We start from the raw sequence: 16325 nt of genomic DNA, 5'->3' as shown, positions 1-16325 counted from the left end.
TAGGATTTTATCCCGCCGGCTGAAACGAATCTGCGCGCGCCATCGCCCATGCATCGCGGAAGCGCGGATCCTGGGTGCCTTCGATCAACTCGCCCGGACGCAGCGACGGATAGAGTTGCGCGAATGACAACGTGTCATTCGTGGAGGATCGCTGCGAGAAGTGGATCGGCCGCAATTGCCGCGGATGGTCGAGGCCGGCCGCGGCGATAAGCTCGGACAGGGCGTGCAGGGTGGCGTGATGATAGTTGTAGACCCGCTCAATCTTGTGCGGCACCACCAGCGCGCGGGCGCGGAGCGGATCCTGGGTGCTCACGCCAGTCGGGCATCGATCGGTATGGCAGCTCAGCGACTGGATGCAGCCGAGCGCGAACATGAACCCGCGCGCAGAATTGCACCAGTCGGCGCCGATCGCCATCGCACGCGCCATGTCGAATGCGGTCGCGATCTTGCCGGCGGCACCGATCTTGACGCGGTCACGCGCATTGATGCCGATCAGTGCATTATGGACGAAATTGACGCCTTCCCGCATCGGCATACCCAAATGGTCCATGAATTCCAGCGGCGCAGCACCGGTGCCGCCTTCATTGCCGTCCACCACGATGAAATCAGGATATATCCCGGTTTGCAGCATCGCCTTGCAGATCGCCAGGAATTCCCAGGGATGGCCGACGCACAGCTTGAACCCGGCCGGCTTGCCGCCGGATAGTCGCCGCATCTCGCCGATGAAAACCATCATTTCCAGCGGCGTCGAGAACGCGCGGTGCGTGGCCGGCGAAATGCAATCCTCGCCCATGGGGATACCGCGAATTTTGGAGATCTCTTCGGAGACCTTGGCCGCCGGAAGGACCCCGCCATGTCCGGGCTTGGCTCCTTGGCTGATCTTGAGTTCGACCATCTTGATCTGATCGCCGCTGGAGACGCGGGCAAATTCTTCCGGGTTGAATGTGCCGTCGCGGTTGCGGCAGCCGAAATAGCCCGAGCCGATTTCCCAGATGATGTCACCGCCGTGCTCGCGGTGGTAAGGACTGACGCCACCCTCGCCGGTGTCGTGCGCAAAGCTGCCCTTTTTCGCACCAGCGTTCAGCGCCCGCACGGCGTTGGGGCTGAGCGCCCCAAAACTCATCGCCGAGATGTTGAAGACCGAGGCCGAGTACGGCTTGGTGCAATCCGGACCACCGATGGTGACGCGAAATTGCTCGACGGCACGAGACTTCGGCGCCATCGAATGGTGCATCCATTCGTAGCCGTCGCGATAGACGTCCTCCTGGGTGCCGAACGGCCGCTTGTCGAGCTCCATCTTGGCACGCTGATACACCAGAGCGCGGGTGTCGCGGGAAAACGGCTTGCCGTCCTTCTCGCTCTCGAAGAAGTACTGCCGTATCTCCGGACGAATTTCTTCGAGCAAAAAACGAATGTGCGCCGAGATCGGATAATTGCGCAACACTGCGTGGTTCTTCTGCAGGAGATCGCGAATGCCCAGCAATGTAAACGCGCCGAAGATCACGATCGGCAGGAGCAGCAACTCCCACACTTTCAGATTATTGTCGAAGATCCCGATGCCGATCAGCAATGCCGTGATGACGGCGCAGATCGTCAGCACGATGTAGCGTGGCGAGAACGGAAGCAGCAGCGTTTCCATGGAACCCCTCACCCAAATTATCCTTGCCGGACGGCAGCTTAGTCCAATCGCCGGAACGGGCGCTACACGATATACGGAACGACCTTCAAGGAAGTGACGGCAGCTTGAAAAATAAACGGGATGCTCCCGGTCCGAATGAACCTGTCGCCTTTTTGCAGTGCAGCGTAATGGCGTGGCAGTCCTTGCCGCACAACCTCATCGCGCACCGGCACGCACGCTCTATCAACCGTCGCGGGCAACGAGCCGCGCGACGTCCGAGAGTGGTTTTAGCAGTGAGGGAGATTGGAGGTAACGTTCCCCGGATGCTGCGCAACGCGCCGCACTTGCGGCGTGGTGCGCTGCTGGTCCGGGGTCCATCCATGGCGGCGGGGTCCCGGCTCTGCGGCGCACCGCCGAAGAAGCGCTGCACCGCGTCCGGGACAAGAAGTCTCAGCGCTCGACGAACGCTTTTTCGATCACGAAATGGCCGGGCGTGTTGCCGCTGCCTTCGATGAAGCCGCCGGACTCGAACATCTGCTTCAGTTCTTCCAGCATGGCCGGGCTCCCGCACATCATGATGCGATCGGTCTCGATATTGAGCGGCGGCTGGTGGATGTCGTTGAACAACTGCTCGGATGAGATCAGGTCGGTGATGCGGCCGCGATTGCGGAACGGCTCGCGGGTCACGGTCGGATAGTACAACAGCTTCTCCGACAGCAGCGGCCCGAACAGCTCGTCGTCGCGCAGCTTGGCGACCAGATCTTCACCATAAGCAAGTTCGGAGACCTGACGGCAGCCGTGAACGAGCACGATGGTCTCGAACCGCTCATAGACGTCGGGGTCCTTGATCAGGCTGGCGAACGGCGCGAGGCCCGTGCCGGTCGAGAGCAGCAGCAGGCGCTTGCCCGGAATCAGATTGTCGGTGATCAGCGTGCCGGTCGCCTTGCGGCCGACCAGAATCTCGTCGCCCTCGCGGATCTTCTGCAGCTTCGAGGTCAGCGGCCCGTCCGCGACCTTGATCGAGAAGAACTCGAGCTCTTCCTCGTGATTGGCGCTTGCCATGCTGTAGGCGCGCAGCAGCGGCCGGCCCTCGACCTCGAGGCCGATCATCGCGAACTGGCCGTTCTGGAAGCGGAAACCGGAATCGCGGGTGGCCCGGAAGCTGAAAAGCGTATCGGTCCAGTGGCGGACAGAAAGGACTTTCTCTCTATAGAACGCGCTCATGTGTTTTCGTTTTTCCTGACGTCTCGATGTAGAACGTTTCGGTCTTTGGGCCTCAAAGTGCCAAAAATCAGCGAAATCATCGGCGATTTGGCGCTTCATTTGCGCACAGCAGACACATAGTCAATATGACCTGCAGCACAATTGAGAACTCGGAATGGCTGTCGGTCTAATTTGCAAAAAGGTTCGATCGCCTTCGTTAACGCTTTCTCGCGCAATTAACTTGCTGAATTCGGCGCCGATCTGGCAATAAAAGACTACGTCGAATTAACAACGTTTCAAAAGAGATCGCATGCGAAGCCCAACTGAGTTTCGAAAGGGAAAACCGGGCTTCTATCCGGACCAGGCGGTTTATGCAGAGTTTGCTGCTGCCGAATTCGGGCTGACATTTCGCGACCTCGACGGCGGCTCGGGATTGATCTTCAGCATCGCCTCGCGCGACAGGCTGCTTCATTTCGGCGCCGGCCGATGCTCCTGGTATCCGCAGAACAATGCGACGGCTTCGACGCTGGCGTCGGACAAGTTCTTTGCCAGCAGGATTCTGCGAGACGCCGGCGTGCCCGCGCTCGGCGGCGAGTATTTCTTCCTGCACGATCGCCACCGCGCGCATCGCCCGGCGGGCCATGAACGCAGCGACGCGATTGCCTGCTTCAAGGCATTGGGTGGATCGGCCTTCGTCAAGCCGCTCACCGGAGCGCGCGGCGATTTCGCGCAAGCTGTCCACGGCGAAGCGGCGCTCGTTCGCTATCTCGATGCGGTGATGCAGTATTATGACGCCGTTCTGATCCAGCCGATCGTCGATGGCACCGAGTATCGCGTTTTCCTGCTCGACGATGACGCGCTCTACTGCGCGCGAAAACGCCCGCCGTTCATCTCGGGCGATGGCGTGCGTACGTTCCGCGAACTGCTGACGGCCCATAATGACGCTTTGCGGGCCCGCGGCCTTTCGCCGGCTTCGCTGCCCGATCACGACCCGACACTCGACACTGTGCCGGCAAATGGCGAACGGCGCGAGATCCCCGGGCGGATGAATCTCAGTGCTGGCGGCACGATGGTGCTGGCGGATGGACCGTCCGAACAGGCCATCGTGCTGGCGCGGCAGGCTGCGCGCGCGATCGGACTACGCGTAGCGGCCATCGACATGTTCGTAGATATCGGTGGCCAACCGGATTCCATGCAAGTCATCGAGGTCAACTCCAATCCGGCGATCCGGCTGCTGGAGGTCTCCGACCGCGGCGACCTAATCCTGAAGATCTGGCATCACACCTTCTCGACGATGGGATTGCTGTAGTGTTCGACCTGCCGAAATATGGCGACGGCGTCTGCCTCGCGCGCATGGGCGAACTGTTGAATGAGCTCAGAATCGATCGCGCGTGGCTGCAGCGCGTCTCGGTCGTGGTGACCGGCTCGAACGGCAAGGGCAGCACGGCGGCGATGGCTGCCAGCATTGGCCGCGACTACGGCCTCCGAACCGGCCTCTTCACTTCCCCGCATCTGTTTCGTTTCAACGAGCGGATCCAGGTCGACAACATCGAAATCGACGACGACGCGCTCGCCCTTCTGAGGCGTAAGGTAGAGGCGGTGGTCGCCGACGTCTCGAGCCGTCGCGGTGAACAATTCGGTACTTTCGAAGCGCTGTTTGCGCTCGCCTGCTTGCACTTCCAGAAGAGCGAATGCGATTTCGCGGTGTTCGAGGCCGGCATCGGCGGCCGCTATGATCCGGTCCGCCTGATCGGCGCGCGCGAGACTTGCGTTACCTCGGTCGATTTCGAGCATGTCGATCTGCTCGGCAACTCGCTTGAACTGATCGCCTCCGACAAGAGCGACGCCTGCGCCGCCGGCGGCACGATTATCTATGGTGAAAACTGCCGCGACCTGCGGCGACATCTCGTCGAGTATCATCGCTGGCGCGGCTGCAGCCCACTGTTCGTCCGTGACGAGATCAGTGTCGACAACGAGGCCCAATCCGCGTCGGGGCAGCATTTCGATTTCCAGTTCGGCTATCATGATTTTCGTCACATCGAGCTGGGCCTGCCCGGCGCGTTTCAGTTCAACAACGCCGCCATCGCGATGACCTTGTTCCTGCTCTGGCTGCAACGCGAGCAGCCGCGCAAGGCTCCCGAACGGATCGAAGCGGCCATCCGTTCGGGCCTGCGCAATGTCCGCTGGCCCGGCCGCCTGGAGGTCATCGAGCAAGACCCGCTCACGGTGATCGACGTCGGCCATACGCCGGACGGCATCCGGCAATCGCTGGCGAGCCTCATGTCGATTCACGGCCGCGACGATTGGATTCTCGTCACTGGCGCCTCGCGCGACAAGAAGGCCGACGAGATCGTCGGCGCACTGGCGCCGTCGTTCGATACGATCATCTGCACGGCGGCGCACCACAAGGGCGCGGACCCGCAGGCCATCGCGGCCGCCGCGCGGCTTGGCAATTCCGAAGCAACCCTTCATGTCGCGGCGACAATCGCGGATGCCGTGAGGCTCTCGCAGGAGATGGCTCTCGAACAAAAGCGCAGAGTGTATGTGGCGGGTGGATTATTCCTGGCGATCGAATATGCAACCGTCGCAAAGGGCGGCCGCGCAGAGGATTTGGATTTTTTCTGAACGTGGCGCACAATCCGTGCAGTCGAGCGACCTTTCCGCGGCATCGGAAAGCGCCAGAATGCGACACCGAGGGAGAAACACCATGAGCGATACCGTCAATCGTCAGATCCTGCTGGTCGAGAAACCGACCGGCAAGCTCGGGCCGGAGCATTTCAAGATAGTCCAGGGCACGGTGCCCGAGCCGAAGGATGGCGAGGCGCTGGTGCGGACGCGCTATATTTCGCTTGATGCCGCCAACCGCGCGTGGATGCACGGCGCCACCTATCGCGCCGCCGTCGAGGCCAACACGGTGATGGCTGGTGGCAGCATCGCGGAGGTCGTCGCCTCCAGGGCTTCAAGCCTCGCGCCGGGCGATATCGTATTCGGCGATACCGGCTGGCAGGATTATGCCGCCGTGCCGGCAAAGCATCTGAACAAGATGCCGAAGATGGAGCCGATGACGCATCTGCTCAGCGTCTACGGCATCGCCGGCCTCACTGCCTATTTTGGTCTCCTGCATGTCGGCAAGCCGAAGCAAGGTGAGGCCGTCGTCGTGTCGGCTGCCGCCGGCTCCGTCGGATCGATCGTCGGACAAATCGCCAAGATCAAGGGCTGCAACGTCATCGGCATTGCCGGCGGCAAGGACAAGTGTCAGTGGCTCACGTCCGAACTCGGCTTTGACGCCGCGGTCGATTACAAGGACGGCGCCACCTTCAAGGCGCTGCGATCAGCCGCGCCGAAGGGCATCGACGTCTATTTCGACAATGTCGGCGGCGAGATTCTCGAAGCCTGCCTTTCACTGATGAACAACCGCGGCCGCATCGCCTGCTGCGGCGCGATTTCGCAATATGACGGCGTGCCATTGGCCCACGGTCCGCGCGGCGTGCCCGGCCTGATCGTGGTGAAGCGCCTCGTCATGCAGGGCTTCATCGTGATGGACTTTATGGACCAGAGCGCTGCGGCGCTGGCCGATCTGCAGTCCTGGGTCGCCTCCGGCAAATTGAAGGTGCAGGAGGACGTGATCGACGGAATCGAGAACACGCCGAAGGCGCTGATCGGCCTGCTCGCCGGCGAGAACCGCGGCAAGCGCATGGTGAAGGTGTAGACTCTCTATCAGCCGTCGTCCCGGCCAAGAAGCGAAGCGCGAGCCGGGACCCATAGCCACCGCATCGAGTTTGGCGACGAGCTGGAGCTCCAGCTCGCCATAACCATGAAAACCTGTGGTTATGGGTCCCTGCGTTCGCAGGGACGACGGATAAATTGTTGACTAATGCGCCGCCGGCGCTTGCGGCGCCGCTTTCATCCCCGCCTTCTTTACCTTCCGCTCCTTCAGCCAGTTCTCGAACCGCTGGATCACGACGAAGAACGTCGGCACGAACAGCACGGCCAGGCAGGTTGACGCCAGCATGCCCGAGAACACGGTGATGCCGATCGACTTCCGCGCATTGGCGCCGGCGCCGGTGGCTAGCACCAAGGGCACGACGCCGAGGATGAAGGCGAACGACGTCATCAGGATCGGACGGAAACGGGCCCGCGCTGCCTCGACGGCGGATTCCAACAGCGGCTTGCGGTCGCGCATGTGGAGCTCGAGCGCCACCTCGACAATCAGGATGGCGTTCTTGGCCGACAGCGCGATCAACAAAATAATGCCGATCTGGGTGTAGAGGTTGTTCTCGATCCTCAGCCCGCTCAGCACCAGCATCGGCCCGAGCAGCGACAACGGCACCGCGAGAATGACCGAGACCGGCGCGTACCAGCTCTCATATTGTCCGGCCAGCACGAGATACACCAGCAGCAGGGCGAGACCAAACGCCCAGTAGATCTGGCCGCCGACGACCTTCTCCTGGTACGACATCGCCGTCCACTCGAAGCCGGTGCCCGGCGGCAGCGTCTTGGCGGCGATCTCTTCCATCAGATTCATCGACTGGCCGGAGCTGTAGCCCGTGGCCGGCAGCCCGATGATGGTGGCCGATGGATAGAGATTATACAGGCTGATCAGCGACGGCCCGACCGCCGGCGTGATCTTCGCCACCGCGCCGAGCGGGATCATGTCGCCCTGGCTGTTGCGCACCGTCAGCCTTTCGATGTCGCGCGGCGTCAGGCGAAATTGCGCATCTCCTTGCGCATAGACCTGGAAGGTGCGGCCGAACTTGTTGAACTGGTTGACGTAGCTCGACCCCATGTAGGATGACAATGTCGAGAAGACCTGGTCGGTCGTGACATGCATGGTCTGGGCCTTGACCCGGTCCACCTCGACGTCGAACTGCGGCACCGTCGAGCGGAACGGCGAGCTGACCCGCTGCAGCGCGCTTTGCGACGCCGCATTGGAAACCATCGCGCCCGTGATTGCCTGCAGCTTGCTGAAGTCGGAATTGCCGTCGCGGAGCTGCACCTGCATCGCAAAGCCGGCGGCATTGCCGATTCCCTGGATCGGCGGCGGCGGGACCACCAGGATCCGCGCCTCCTCGATCACAGACAGTTTTTCGTTCAGGCCGACGAACAGCGACCGCAGATCCTCGCCCTCGCCGCGCGCACTCCACTCTTTGAGGATCAGATAGGCCACGCCGGCATTGGCGAGGCTGGAGGAATTGTCGAGCGCGGAAATGCCCGCGATCGTGATCACCTGCTCGACGCCCGCGGTTTTACTGGTGATGTCGCTGACGCGGGTGAGTACACGCTGAGTGCGGTCGAGCGCCGCGCCATCCGGCAATTGCACCGCCACCAGCAGATAGCCTTGGTCCTCGATCGGGATGAAGCCGGTCGGCACCCGCGACAGGCCATAGCCGCCGATCGCGATCAGGATCAGCGCGCAGATCACCGAGATATTGCTGTGCGCGACCAGCCGGCTGATCAGCCGGCTATACCAGGCCTCTAGGCGGTTATAGACCGCGTTGAAACCCCGGTAAAAGAAGTTGCGCTGTTCCGGCGGCGCGGGCCGGCGCAGCCACAACGCGCACTGCGTCGGCTTCAGCGTTGCCGCATTGATGGCACTGAGCAGCGCGGTGGCGGCGATGACCAGCGCGAACTGGGCATACATCCGCCCGGTCAAGCCCGGCAGGAACGCTGACGGCAAGAACACCGAGACCAGCACCAGCGTGATGCCGATGATCGGCGCGAACAGCGCGTCCATCGCGCTGATCGCGGCGTCATGGCCGGACATTCCCTTCTCGATATTATGGGCTGCGCCTTCGACAACGACGATGGCGTCATCCACCACGATGCCGATCGCGAGCACGATCGCAAACAGCGTCGAGATGTTGACGGTGAAGCCGAGCGCCGCCATCGCCGCGAACGCGCCGATGATCGTCACCGGCACCGTCGTCGCCGGCACCAGCATCGCGCGCCAGTCCTGCAGGAAGATCAGGATCACGACGAGCACAAGCAAGCCGGCCTCAATAAGTGTCTTGTAGACCTCGTTGATCGATTCGGAGACGAATTTGGTGGTGTCGAACGGCGTGTCGTACTTGATGTCCTGTGGGAATCCCTTCGCCAACTCCGCCATTTTTCTCTGAACCGCCTGCTCGACCTCGAGCGCGTTGGCGCCCGGCGACTGGAACACGCCGATGCCGGTGGCCGGTTTGTTGTTGAGCGAGAACATCTGGCTGTAGGTCTGGGCACCGAGTTCCACCCAACCGACATCGCGCACACGGGTGACGTCGCCGCTGTTGCCGGTCTTGACGATCACGTTCTCGAACTCGCTGACGTCGTCGAGCCGCCCGCTGACATTCAGCGTATATTGAAACGCCTGCCCTGCAGGCGCCGGCGGCGCCCCGACCTGGCCTGCGGTGACCTGCTGGCTCTGCTGCTGGACCGCCGAAATCACGTCCTGCGGCATCAGGTTGCGCGCCTGCAGCTTGTTCGGATCGAGCCAGACCCGCATCGAATACTGGCCGGCCCCGAACACGGTGACATTGCCGACGCCGGGTAGGCGCGACAGCTCGTCGCGAATGTTGATGGTGGCGTAATTGCTCAGGAACAGGCTGTCATAGGTCGCTTTCGGCGATGTCAGCGTCACGAACAAGAGGATCGCCGTCGACCTCTTCTGCACGATGACGCCCTGGTTCTGCACCGATTGCGGCAGTTGCGAGAGCGCGCTCGAGACCCGGTTCTGCACCAGCACCTGAGCGAAGTTGAGGTCGGTGCCGATTTTGAAGGTGACCGTCAGCGAGTAGGAGCCATCGGCGCCGCTGTAGGACTGCATGTAAAGCATGTCCTCGACGCCGTTGACCTGTTGCTCGATCGGCAGCGCCACGGTGTCGATCACGGTTTTCGCGCTGGCGCCGGGATAGCGGGTGGTGACCTGCACCGTGGGCGGCACGACATCGGGATATTGCGCAACCGCGAGCCGGAACAGGCAGACGCCGCCGATCAGGATCATCAGGATCGCGATGACGTTGGAAAGAACGGGCCGCTCGATGAAAAATTTTGAAATCATGGCCGGCTCCTACTTGGCCGACGCCGGCTGCGCTTCGACTGTTTTCACTTGCGGATCGACCTTCTGGCCGGGGATTGCACGCAACAGCCCGGCGGTAATCACGCGGTCATCGGGCTTGAGGCCCTCCTCGATGACGCGTAGTTCGCCTTCCAGCGGTCCGACGCGCACCTTGCGCTGCTCGACGACATTTTCGCCGTTCACGACCAGCACATAACGTCCGGATTGATCGCTGCCGAGCGCGACGTCGGGCACGAGCAGCGCGTTCTGCACCTGGTCCAAAGGCACGCGAATTCGGACGAAGAATCCCGGCAGCAGCGCGCGGTCCGCGTTGGGCAGCACGCCGCGCACAGGCAGCGTGCCGGTCGACTGATTCAGCGTCGTGGCGGCATAGTCGAGCTTGCCCTGGTGCGGAAAGCCGGTCTCGGTCTGCAATCCGACCTCAATCGGTACTTGCCTGAGATCATCGGGCGTCAGGCCGCGCCGGCGCGCTTCCTCGCGGATCCGCAGCACGTCCTGTTCGTTGACGTTGAAATTCACATAGATCGGGTCGAGCGCCACGATGGTAGCGAGTTGCGTCGGCGACGAGGCGCCGACGAGTTCGCCGACGGAGACGAGATGCGCACTGACGACGCCGTCGAACGGCGCGACCACATTGGTGTAGCCGTAGTTGACTGCCGCGATCTTGGTATTGACCTGGGCCTGCAGCAGGCTCGCCTGCGCATTGTCGCGGGCCGCGGTGGAATTATCCAGCGTGGCCTGGGAAACGGCCTGCCGCTGCACCAACTCCTGCTGGCGCTTGAAATCCGCCTCGGTCTGTCGCACCGAGGCCTGCGCGCCGGATTCCGCGGCCTGCGCCTGTTCGAGCTTCAGCTTGTAGGTGTCCGGCTCGATCGTGAACAGGGATGTGCCTTCTTTGACGTAGGCGCCGTCCGTGTAGTTGATCGATTGCAGAAAGCCCTGCACGCGCGCGACCAGATCGACATTCTTGATCGCCGCCGTATTGCCGGTCGCTTCCAGGTAGCGCGTGAAAGGGCGCTGCAGGGGCGGCGCAACTTCGACCTTCGGCGGCGGAGGCGGGACAAAAGTATTTTGTTCGCAGGCACTTAAGATGCCCATCGCAGCAACGGCGAAAGCTGCGCGGCAGGCGGCAGCACCTTTTTGCGCGGCGGTGTCGTGTGATCTCAAGCGTGCAGGCGAACGCGAAGCCTTCATTTTTGGTGCCTCAATCGGTCTTGTTCTCGAAAAGGCTTTATTCGGAAATCGGCTTTCCGCCATCCCATGAAAATAGCAACAATCCGCTTGCGGCGGAACTGGAAAGCGAAAATGATACGACCCGATTTTTTCTGAAAAGCACATTTCACTTCGGTTGGAGCGGCGGCTTCCGGCGACGACAAAGGATTTATTCAAATGATCAACACGGTGACGCGCGCGAGAAAGCTTGGACCATTACTGGCAGCCGCGACATTCGCAATTGCAGCACCCGTGCTTGCGCAGGCGCCGAGCCAGGCGCAACGCGACGCGATCAAGTCGCAGTGCCGCTCCGATTACATGGCGCGTTGTTCCAGCGTGCCGCCGGGCGGCGAGGCCGCGCTGCAATGCCTGCAGAAGAACATGTCGAGCCTTTCATCGAGCTGCCAGAGCGCGGTGCGCGCGGTGGAAGCACCGGCAGCCGCGCCTGCCAAGCCGGCGGAGGCGGCTAAGCCCGCCGAACCCGCCAAGCCGGCCGAGACAGCAGCACCGAAATCCGCAGCGCCTGCTGCCGCAACCGCGGCGCCGGCCAAGTCCGCTGAGCCAAAGGCCGCCGCCGCCCCTGCTGCCGGGCAACCGTCCAGCGCCCAGGTTTCCGCGATCCGCAGCGCATGCCGCTCCGACTATCCGAAAGTCTGTGCGGGCGTGCCGACCGGCGGCGCGCCGGCAGTGCAATGCCTGGAAAAGAACAAGGGGAAACTCTCGGCTGCTTGCGAGAAGGCCGTCGCTGCCGCGAGCGGCGGTGGCGCGGCACCTGCGGCACCTGCGCCAGCAGCCGCTGCTCCGGCCGCAGCGGGAGCCGCGGCTACCGCAGCGCCAACGGCGGCGCCGACCGTGATCGTGCTGCGGCCGATGCGGCCCCGTGAAGAACTGTTCGTGCTGCGATCGGCCTGCGGCGCCGACGTGCGCTCGATTTGCGGCGGCGTGCCCGCTGGCGGTGGCCGGATCGTGCAGTGTCTTGCGACCAACGCCGCCCAGCTTTCGCCGGCCTGCAAGGACGTGCTGTCACAGTTCGCGGCACGATAATCACGCGCCTTCGGCGATCTCCGGGGTGATCAGGGGATCGCCGATCATTCACCGCCGCGAAAGGCGAGGATGAGCTGAATGAGCCGTACCGACAGGGCGACATAGAGGATCGTCATCAGGATTTGATACGCGACGTGCCAGTTGAGCTTGGCCAGCTTGTAGAGACCGTCAACGAAGTTCAGCAGCAGGAGGACAACACCGAACAGCATGACGCCGCGGCCGACGAGACCGTGGCGCAGATAGCCGAACAGGACGACCGCCGGCTCGCTGCTCGATACGTGGGCACCGGCGGATATGATCAACGTCCCGATGATCATCTTCTCGACGTGAGAGAATATTTCCTTGGAGACCGGCTCGACATGTTCGGAATAGAACGCCAGCCATTTGGCTCTGACCTGCGCCATGAGTTCTCCTTGGGTTATCCTTGCGGCGATGAATGGGAGCTTCACTACAGCGGGTCCGCGATCAGGACGCAAGAAGGGCAGCCAGCCCGATCCGCGGATACTCCGGCAACGAAAAACGAGATCGGCACGCAAAGCCGACGCGATAGCATCCGCAAAACTTTCCGAAGAAAGCCTTCAAAAGGAAACTTTCAATACCTGAACATCAACCAGTACCAGTCCGGGAGACCGACATGCGTTATTTGCTGATCATTGCATCCGCCCTCTTCGCGTTCGGCACCGCCATGACCCTTGAATCGACTGAAACCAACGCCGCTGTATGCGCCAAGGGCGTCTATCGCGCCGGCTGCGCCGGAGCGCGCGGCGCGGTCGTCGTGCGCAAACCGGCTGTGGTTTGCAGGACCGTGTGGGTGAACGGCGCGAAGGTTCGCCGCTGCACCTGAACCCTGCGCGCTTCGTCGCAGGCTTGGTCGAGCCGGAGTTGCCGCAGAGCGGACAACCGTTCGCGGACACCCCGGCGCGGCTGAAACAGTCCATGGACACCGGTGGGTGACCGGACCTGGAACCGCGCGCCCGTCATCATTTTTCTGTAGCGCAATTTTCCGGCGCGGATTAGTCTCCCATCAAATTAGTAAGTATACTGTCGATTGGGAGGAAGACGTGCGTATCGCCGTCATTGGCGGAGGCCCCGGCGGCCTCTATTTCGCCTATCTCTGGAAGCGCCGTCACCCGGGCGCACAGATCGATCTGTTCGAGCAGAACCCCGAAGGCGCGACCTGGGGGTTTGGCGTGGTGTTCTCCGAACAGGCGCTGGATTTTTTGCGTGCCGACGACCCCGAGACGGTCGACGCCATCACACCACGGATGGAGAGCTGGAAGAACATCACGCTCAATTTGCGTGGTGAGAGTGTCGAGATCGACGGGATCGGCTTCTCCTCGATCGGCCGGCTTGAACTTTTGACCATCCTGCAGCAGCGCGTGCGCGCGGCAGGCGTGGCGGCGCGATACGACACCACGATCCAGTCGATCGACGAACTCGGCGGATACGACCTGATCGTTGCCGCCGACGGGCTGAACTCGCTGGCGCGCCGCGGGTTTGAGAAGGAATTCGGCGCCTCGGTTTCGCACTCGACCAACAAATTCGCCTGGTACGGCACCAGCAAACGCTTTGCCACGTTGTCGCAGACGTTCGTGAAGACCGATCTGGGGTTCTTCAACGCGCACCACTACCGCTATTCGCCCACCATGAGCACGTTCCTGGTCGAATGCGATGCGGCGACTTGGCAGGCCTATGGCTTCGAGCACAAGACGATCGAACAGTCGCAGGCGATCTGCGAGGAAATATTCGCGGATACTCTCGACGGCCACTCGCTGGTCTCGAACAAATCGGTGTGGCGCAATTTCCCCTGGATCTGGAACGAGAACTGGTCACACCGCAACATGGTGCTGATCGGTGACGCCTTGCACACCGCGCATTTCTCGATCGGTTCAGGCACGCGGCTCGCCATCGAAGATGCGATCGCGCTAACCAAAGCGCTGGAGGCGGAAAATGCTATTCCCGCAGGCCTCGCCCGCTACCAGGCCGAGCGCAAGCCGATCGTGCAGAAGCTGGTGGCCGCGGCGCGCACCAGCGCCGACTGGTACGAACATTTCCCCGAACACATGAAGCTCGACCTGATGGATTTTGCCTACAGCTACATCACCCGCTCCGGGCGGATCGCCGACGCGCGGCTGCGCGCGATGTCGCCGGAATTCATGAGGCGTTACGAGGCGGCGAAGAAGATCGGGAGCCAGGCATGACGTCAGAGATTTCCGATTTGGTCCCCCGCGACAATCCGGGCGCGCGCGAGATCGGCTTTGCGATCCCGGAACGCTATAACGCCAGCCGCATCCTGTTCGATAATCTCGCGGCCGGCCGCGGCAACCGGCTGGCGCTGACCGGCCCCGGCGGCACGCGCACTTATGCAGAGCTCTGCGCCGAGGCAGCACAATGGGGCCACGGCCTTCAGTCGCTGGGCTTGAAGCGCGGCGACCGCATCTTGATGTTCCTCGACGACACGCCGGCCTACCCGGCGGCGTTTTTCGGCGCGGTGCGCTCGGGCTTCGTGCCGCTGTTGATCAACACGCTGACGCCGCCGGACCTCCTGCAGTTCTATCTCTCGGACGCGGGCGCAGAGGTAGCGGTCGCGGAGGCCGAGTTTACCTCGCGGTTCAACGCGGAGGCCTGCAAGGATACGCCGCTGCAAACCCTTGTTGTGGTCAATGGCGCAGCCGGCGAGCACGCCGTGCCGAACACTGTCGACGCGGCGAACTGGCTGCAAGACTTCGCCACCGATCTTCCGGAAGCCGACACCCACCGCGACGAGATGGCGTTCTGGATGTATTCCTCGGGCTCGACCGGCCGCCCCAAGGGCATCGTGCATCTGCAGCACGACATGGCCTATAGCGAGCAGGCGTTTGCCCGCAGCGTGCTCAAGCTCGGGCCCGACGACATCTGCTTCTCGGTGCCGAAGATTTTCTTCGCCTACGGCTTCGGCAACGCCATCACTTTCCCGTTCTCGGTCGGCGCGGCGACGCTGCTGCTGCCGGGACAACCGAAGCCGGCCACGATCTTTCAGGCGATCGAAAAGTATCGGCCGTCCGTGTTCTACGGATTGCCGACACTCTACACCTCGCTGACCAAGGCCGAGGGTGCGGCGGCAACCGATTTCTCGTCGCTGCGGATGGCGCTGTCGGCGGCCGAAGTGTTGTCGGCGGAAGTGTTCAACGGCTGGAAGAAGCTGACGGGGCTCGAGATCATCGAAGGGCTCGGCTCGACGGAAGTCCTGCACATCTATCTCTCCAACCTTCCCGAGAAGAGAAAACTCGGCGCCGCGGGCCTGCGCGTGCCCGGCTACGAAATCCTGCTCAGGGACAAGGACGGCCGCGAAGTCGCCGACAACGAAGAGGGGATTTTGTGGGTCCGCGGCGATTCCAACACGCCGCTGTACTGGAACCGGCCGGACAAATCCGCCGAGACCATTCGCGAGGGTGGCTGGATCTACACCGGCGACCGTTTCGTGCGCGATGCCGATGGCTTCCATTTCTTCCGCGGCCGCGCCGACGACCTGGTCAAGATATCAGGCCAATGGGTTTATCCGCTGGAGGTCGAGCTCTGTCTTGCTGAGCATCCCGACATCAGGGAATGCGCGGTGTTTGCGGCTGAACTGCCGGACCGCCGGATGACCCTGAAGGCGGTGGTGGTGATGAACAAGGGCGAGTTCGACAGCGATGATGCGACGAAGAAGCTGCAGGATTACGTCAAGGCAAAGCTGCTGCCTTACAAATATCCGCGCGAGATCACCTTCATCGAGGAACTGCCGAAGACCGGCACTGGCAAGATCGACCGGCAGGCGTTGATGAGGATGTAATCCATCCGCAAACTCGCTGTCGTCCCTGCGAACGCAGGGACCCATAACCACTGATATCAGTTATGGCTTTGGCTGCAGGTACAGCCTGCCTAACTCAAATATTTGTGGTTATGGGTCCCGGCTCAAGGCCGGGACGACAGCGGAGTTTTTGGCATCGACCGCCCGTCCCTCCGCAAACTCGACGTCGTCCCTGCGAACGCAGGGACCCATAACCACTGATATCGGTTATGGCCTTAGGCTGCAGCCACAGCCTGCCCCAACACAAATATTTGTGGTTATGGGTCCCGGCTCAAGGCCGGGACGACAGCGGAGTTTCTGGCATCGACCGCCCGTCCCTTCGCAAACTCGCTGTCGTCCCTGCGAACGCAGGGACCCATAAC

The 16325-nt window shown here is 62.2% G+C and carries 13 protein-coding genes; 8 read left to right on the top strand and 5 right to left on the bottom strand.

What is annotated here, in order from left to right; all coding sequences use genetic code 11:
• Positions 1–7: 7 nt before the first annotated feature.
• Positions 8–1639: an FMN-binding glutamate synthase family protein gene (locus V1290_RS21005; RefSeq protein ID WP_334366176.1), complete on the bottom strand. Its 1632-nt coding sequence runs from the start codon at positions 1637–1639 to the stop codon at positions 8–10.
• Between the two features lie 429 nt (positions 1640–2068).
• Complete coding sequence (locus V1290_RS21000; protein ID WP_057841999.1) at positions 2069–2842, bottom strand: ferredoxin--NADP reductase; 774 nt, start codon at positions 2840–2842, stop codon at positions 2069–2071.
• A 289-nt stretch (positions 2843–3131) separates the two neighbouring features.
• Between V1290_RS21000 and V1290_RS20995 the strand changes: the two genes are divergently transcribed.
• The 3 genes from V1290_RS20995 to V1290_RS20985 all read left to right on the top strand — a co-directional run bounded on the left by V1290_RS20995 (position 3132) and on the right by V1290_RS20985 (position 6530).
• The gene (locus V1290_RS20995) at positions 3132–4130 is read left to right on the top strand and encodes a hypothetical protein (protein ID WP_334366175.1); all 999 of its coding nucleotides are present in this window, start codon (positions 3132–3134) and stop codon (positions 4128–4130) included.
• Positions 4130–5446 carry a bifunctional folylpolyglutamate synthase/dihydrofolate synthase gene (locus V1290_RS20990; RefSeq protein WP_334366174.1) on the top strand — a complete coding sequence of 439 codons (1317 nt, stop codon included), beginning with the start codon at positions 4130–4132 and terminating at the stop codon, positions 5444–5446. Before V1290_RS20995 ends, V1290_RS20990 begins: the two co-directional genes overlap by 1 nt.
• An 82-nt stretch (positions 5447–5528) precedes the next feature.
• Positions 5529–6530: an NADP-dependent oxidoreductase gene (locus tag V1290_RS20985; protein WP_334366173.1), complete on the top strand. Its 1002-nt coding sequence runs from the start codon at positions 5529–5531 to the stop codon at positions 6528–6530.
• A 162-nt stretch (positions 6531–6692) separates the two neighbouring features.
• On the opposite strand, the gene V1290_RS20980 is transcribed toward V1290_RS20985, so the two are convergent.
• Entirely contained in the window at positions 6693–9860 is a 3168-nt protein-coding gene (locus V1290_RS20980; RefSeq protein WP_334366172.1) for an efflux RND transporter permease subunit, read from the bottom strand.
• A gap of 9 nt (positions 9861–9869) precedes the next feature.
• Complete coding sequence (locus V1290_RS20975) at positions 9870–10976, bottom strand: efflux RND transporter periplasmic adaptor subunit (RefSeq protein WP_334366170.1); 1107 nt, start codon at positions 10974–10976, stop codon at positions 9870–9872.
• Between V1290_RS20975 and V1290_RS20970 the strand changes: the two genes are divergently transcribed.
• Together V1290_RS20970 and V1290_RS20965 are read left to right on the top strand one after the other, a co-directional pair.
• Positions 10969–11142, top strand: a complete 174-nt coding sequence (locus V1290_RS20970; protein WP_334366169.1) for a hypothetical protein — start codon at positions 10969–10971, stop codon at positions 11140–11142. The genes V1290_RS20975 and V1290_RS20970 overlap by 8 nt on opposite strands.
• Before the next feature lie 125 nt (positions 11143–11267).
• Positions 11268–12134, top strand: coding sequence for a hypothetical protein (locus V1290_RS20965; RefSeq protein ID WP_334366168.1), 867 nt, complete (start codon positions 11268–11270; stop codon positions 12132–12134).
• A 44-nt stretch (positions 12135–12178) separates the two neighbouring features.
• Here the strand turns inward: V1290_RS20965 and V1290_RS20960 are convergent, their stop codons facing one another.
• A complete protein-coding gene (locus tag V1290_RS20960; RefSeq protein WP_334366167.1) occupies positions 12179–12538 on the bottom strand; it encodes a hypothetical protein in 360 nt (119 codons plus the stop codon).
• A 230-nt stretch (positions 12539–12768) separates the two neighbouring features.
• On the opposite strand from V1290_RS20960, the gene V1290_RS20955 reads away from it, so the two are divergent.
• The 3 genes from V1290_RS20955 to V1290_RS20945 all read left to right on the top strand — a co-directional run bounded on the left by V1290_RS20955 (position 12769) and on the right by V1290_RS20945 (position 15945).
• Positions 12769–12978: a hypothetical protein gene (locus tag V1290_RS20955; RefSeq protein WP_334366166.1), complete on the top strand. Its 210-nt coding sequence runs from the start codon at positions 12769–12771 to the stop codon at positions 12976–12978.
• Between the two features lie 217 nt (positions 12979–13195).
• A complete protein-coding gene (locus V1290_RS20950) occupies positions 13196–14335 on the top strand; it encodes an FAD-dependent monooxygenase (protein WP_334366165.1) in 1140 nt (379 codons plus the stop codon).
• Complete coding sequence (locus V1290_RS20945) at positions 14332–15945, top strand: benzoate-CoA ligase family protein (RefSeq protein ID WP_334366164.1); 1614 nt, start codon at positions 14332–14334, stop codon at positions 15943–15945. The genes V1290_RS20950 and V1290_RS20945 overlap by 4 nt, the downstream gene beginning before the upstream one ends.
• Positions 15946–16325: the final 380 nt, after the last annotated feature.

Origin of the sequence: Bradyrhizobium sp. AZCC 1578, assembly GCF_036924675.1 — a bacterium.
Classification (GTDB): Bacteria; Pseudomonadota; Alphaproteobacteria; order Rhizobiales; family Xanthobacteraceae; genus Bradyrhizobium.
This window is presented reverse-complemented; position numbering and strand designations above follow the sequence as displayed.

Coding starts and splice junctions, on each gene's coding strand:
- V1290_RS21005 (WP_334366176.1), bottom strand. CDS start 1,639: ATGGAAACGCTGCTGCTTCCGTTCTCGCCACGCTACATCGTGCTGACG.
- V1290_RS21000 (WP_057841999.1), bottom strand. CDS start 2,842: ATGAGCGCGTTCTATAGAGAGAAAGTCCTTTCTGTCCGCCACTGGACC.
- V1290_RS20995 (WP_334366175.1), top strand. CDS start 3,132: ATGCGAAGCCCAACTGAGTTTCGAAAGGGAAAACCGGGCTTCTATCCG.
- V1290_RS20980 (WP_334366172.1), bottom strand. CDS start 9,860: ATGATTTCAAAATTTTTCATCGAGCGGCCCGTTCTTTCCAACGTCATC.
- V1290_RS20965 (WP_334366168.1), top strand. CDS start 11,268: ATGATCAACACGGTGACGCGCGCGAGAAAGCTTGGACCATTACTGGCA.
- V1290_RS20975 (WP_334366170.1), bottom strand. CDS start 10,976: ATGGGCATCTTAAGTGCCTGCGAACAAAATACTTTTGTCCCGCCTCCG.
- V1290_RS20945 (WP_334366164.1), top strand. CDS start 14,332: ATGACGTCAGAGATTTCCGATTTGGTCCCCCGCGACAATCCGGGCGCG.
- V1290_RS20960 (WP_334366167.1), bottom strand. CDS start 12,538: ATGGCGCAGGTCAGAGCCAAATGGCTGGCGTTCTATTCCGAACATGTC.
- V1290_RS20970 (WP_334366169.1), top strand. CDS start 10,969: ATGCCCATCGCAGCAACGGCGAAAGCTGCGCGGCAGGCGGCAGCACCT.
- V1290_RS20985 (WP_334366173.1), top strand. CDS start 5,529: ATGAGCGATACCGTCAATCGTCAGATCCTGCTGGTCGAGAAACCGACC.
- V1290_RS20955 (WP_334366166.1), top strand. CDS start 12,769: ATGCGTTATTTGCTGATCATTGCATCCGCCCTCTTCGCGTTCGGCACC.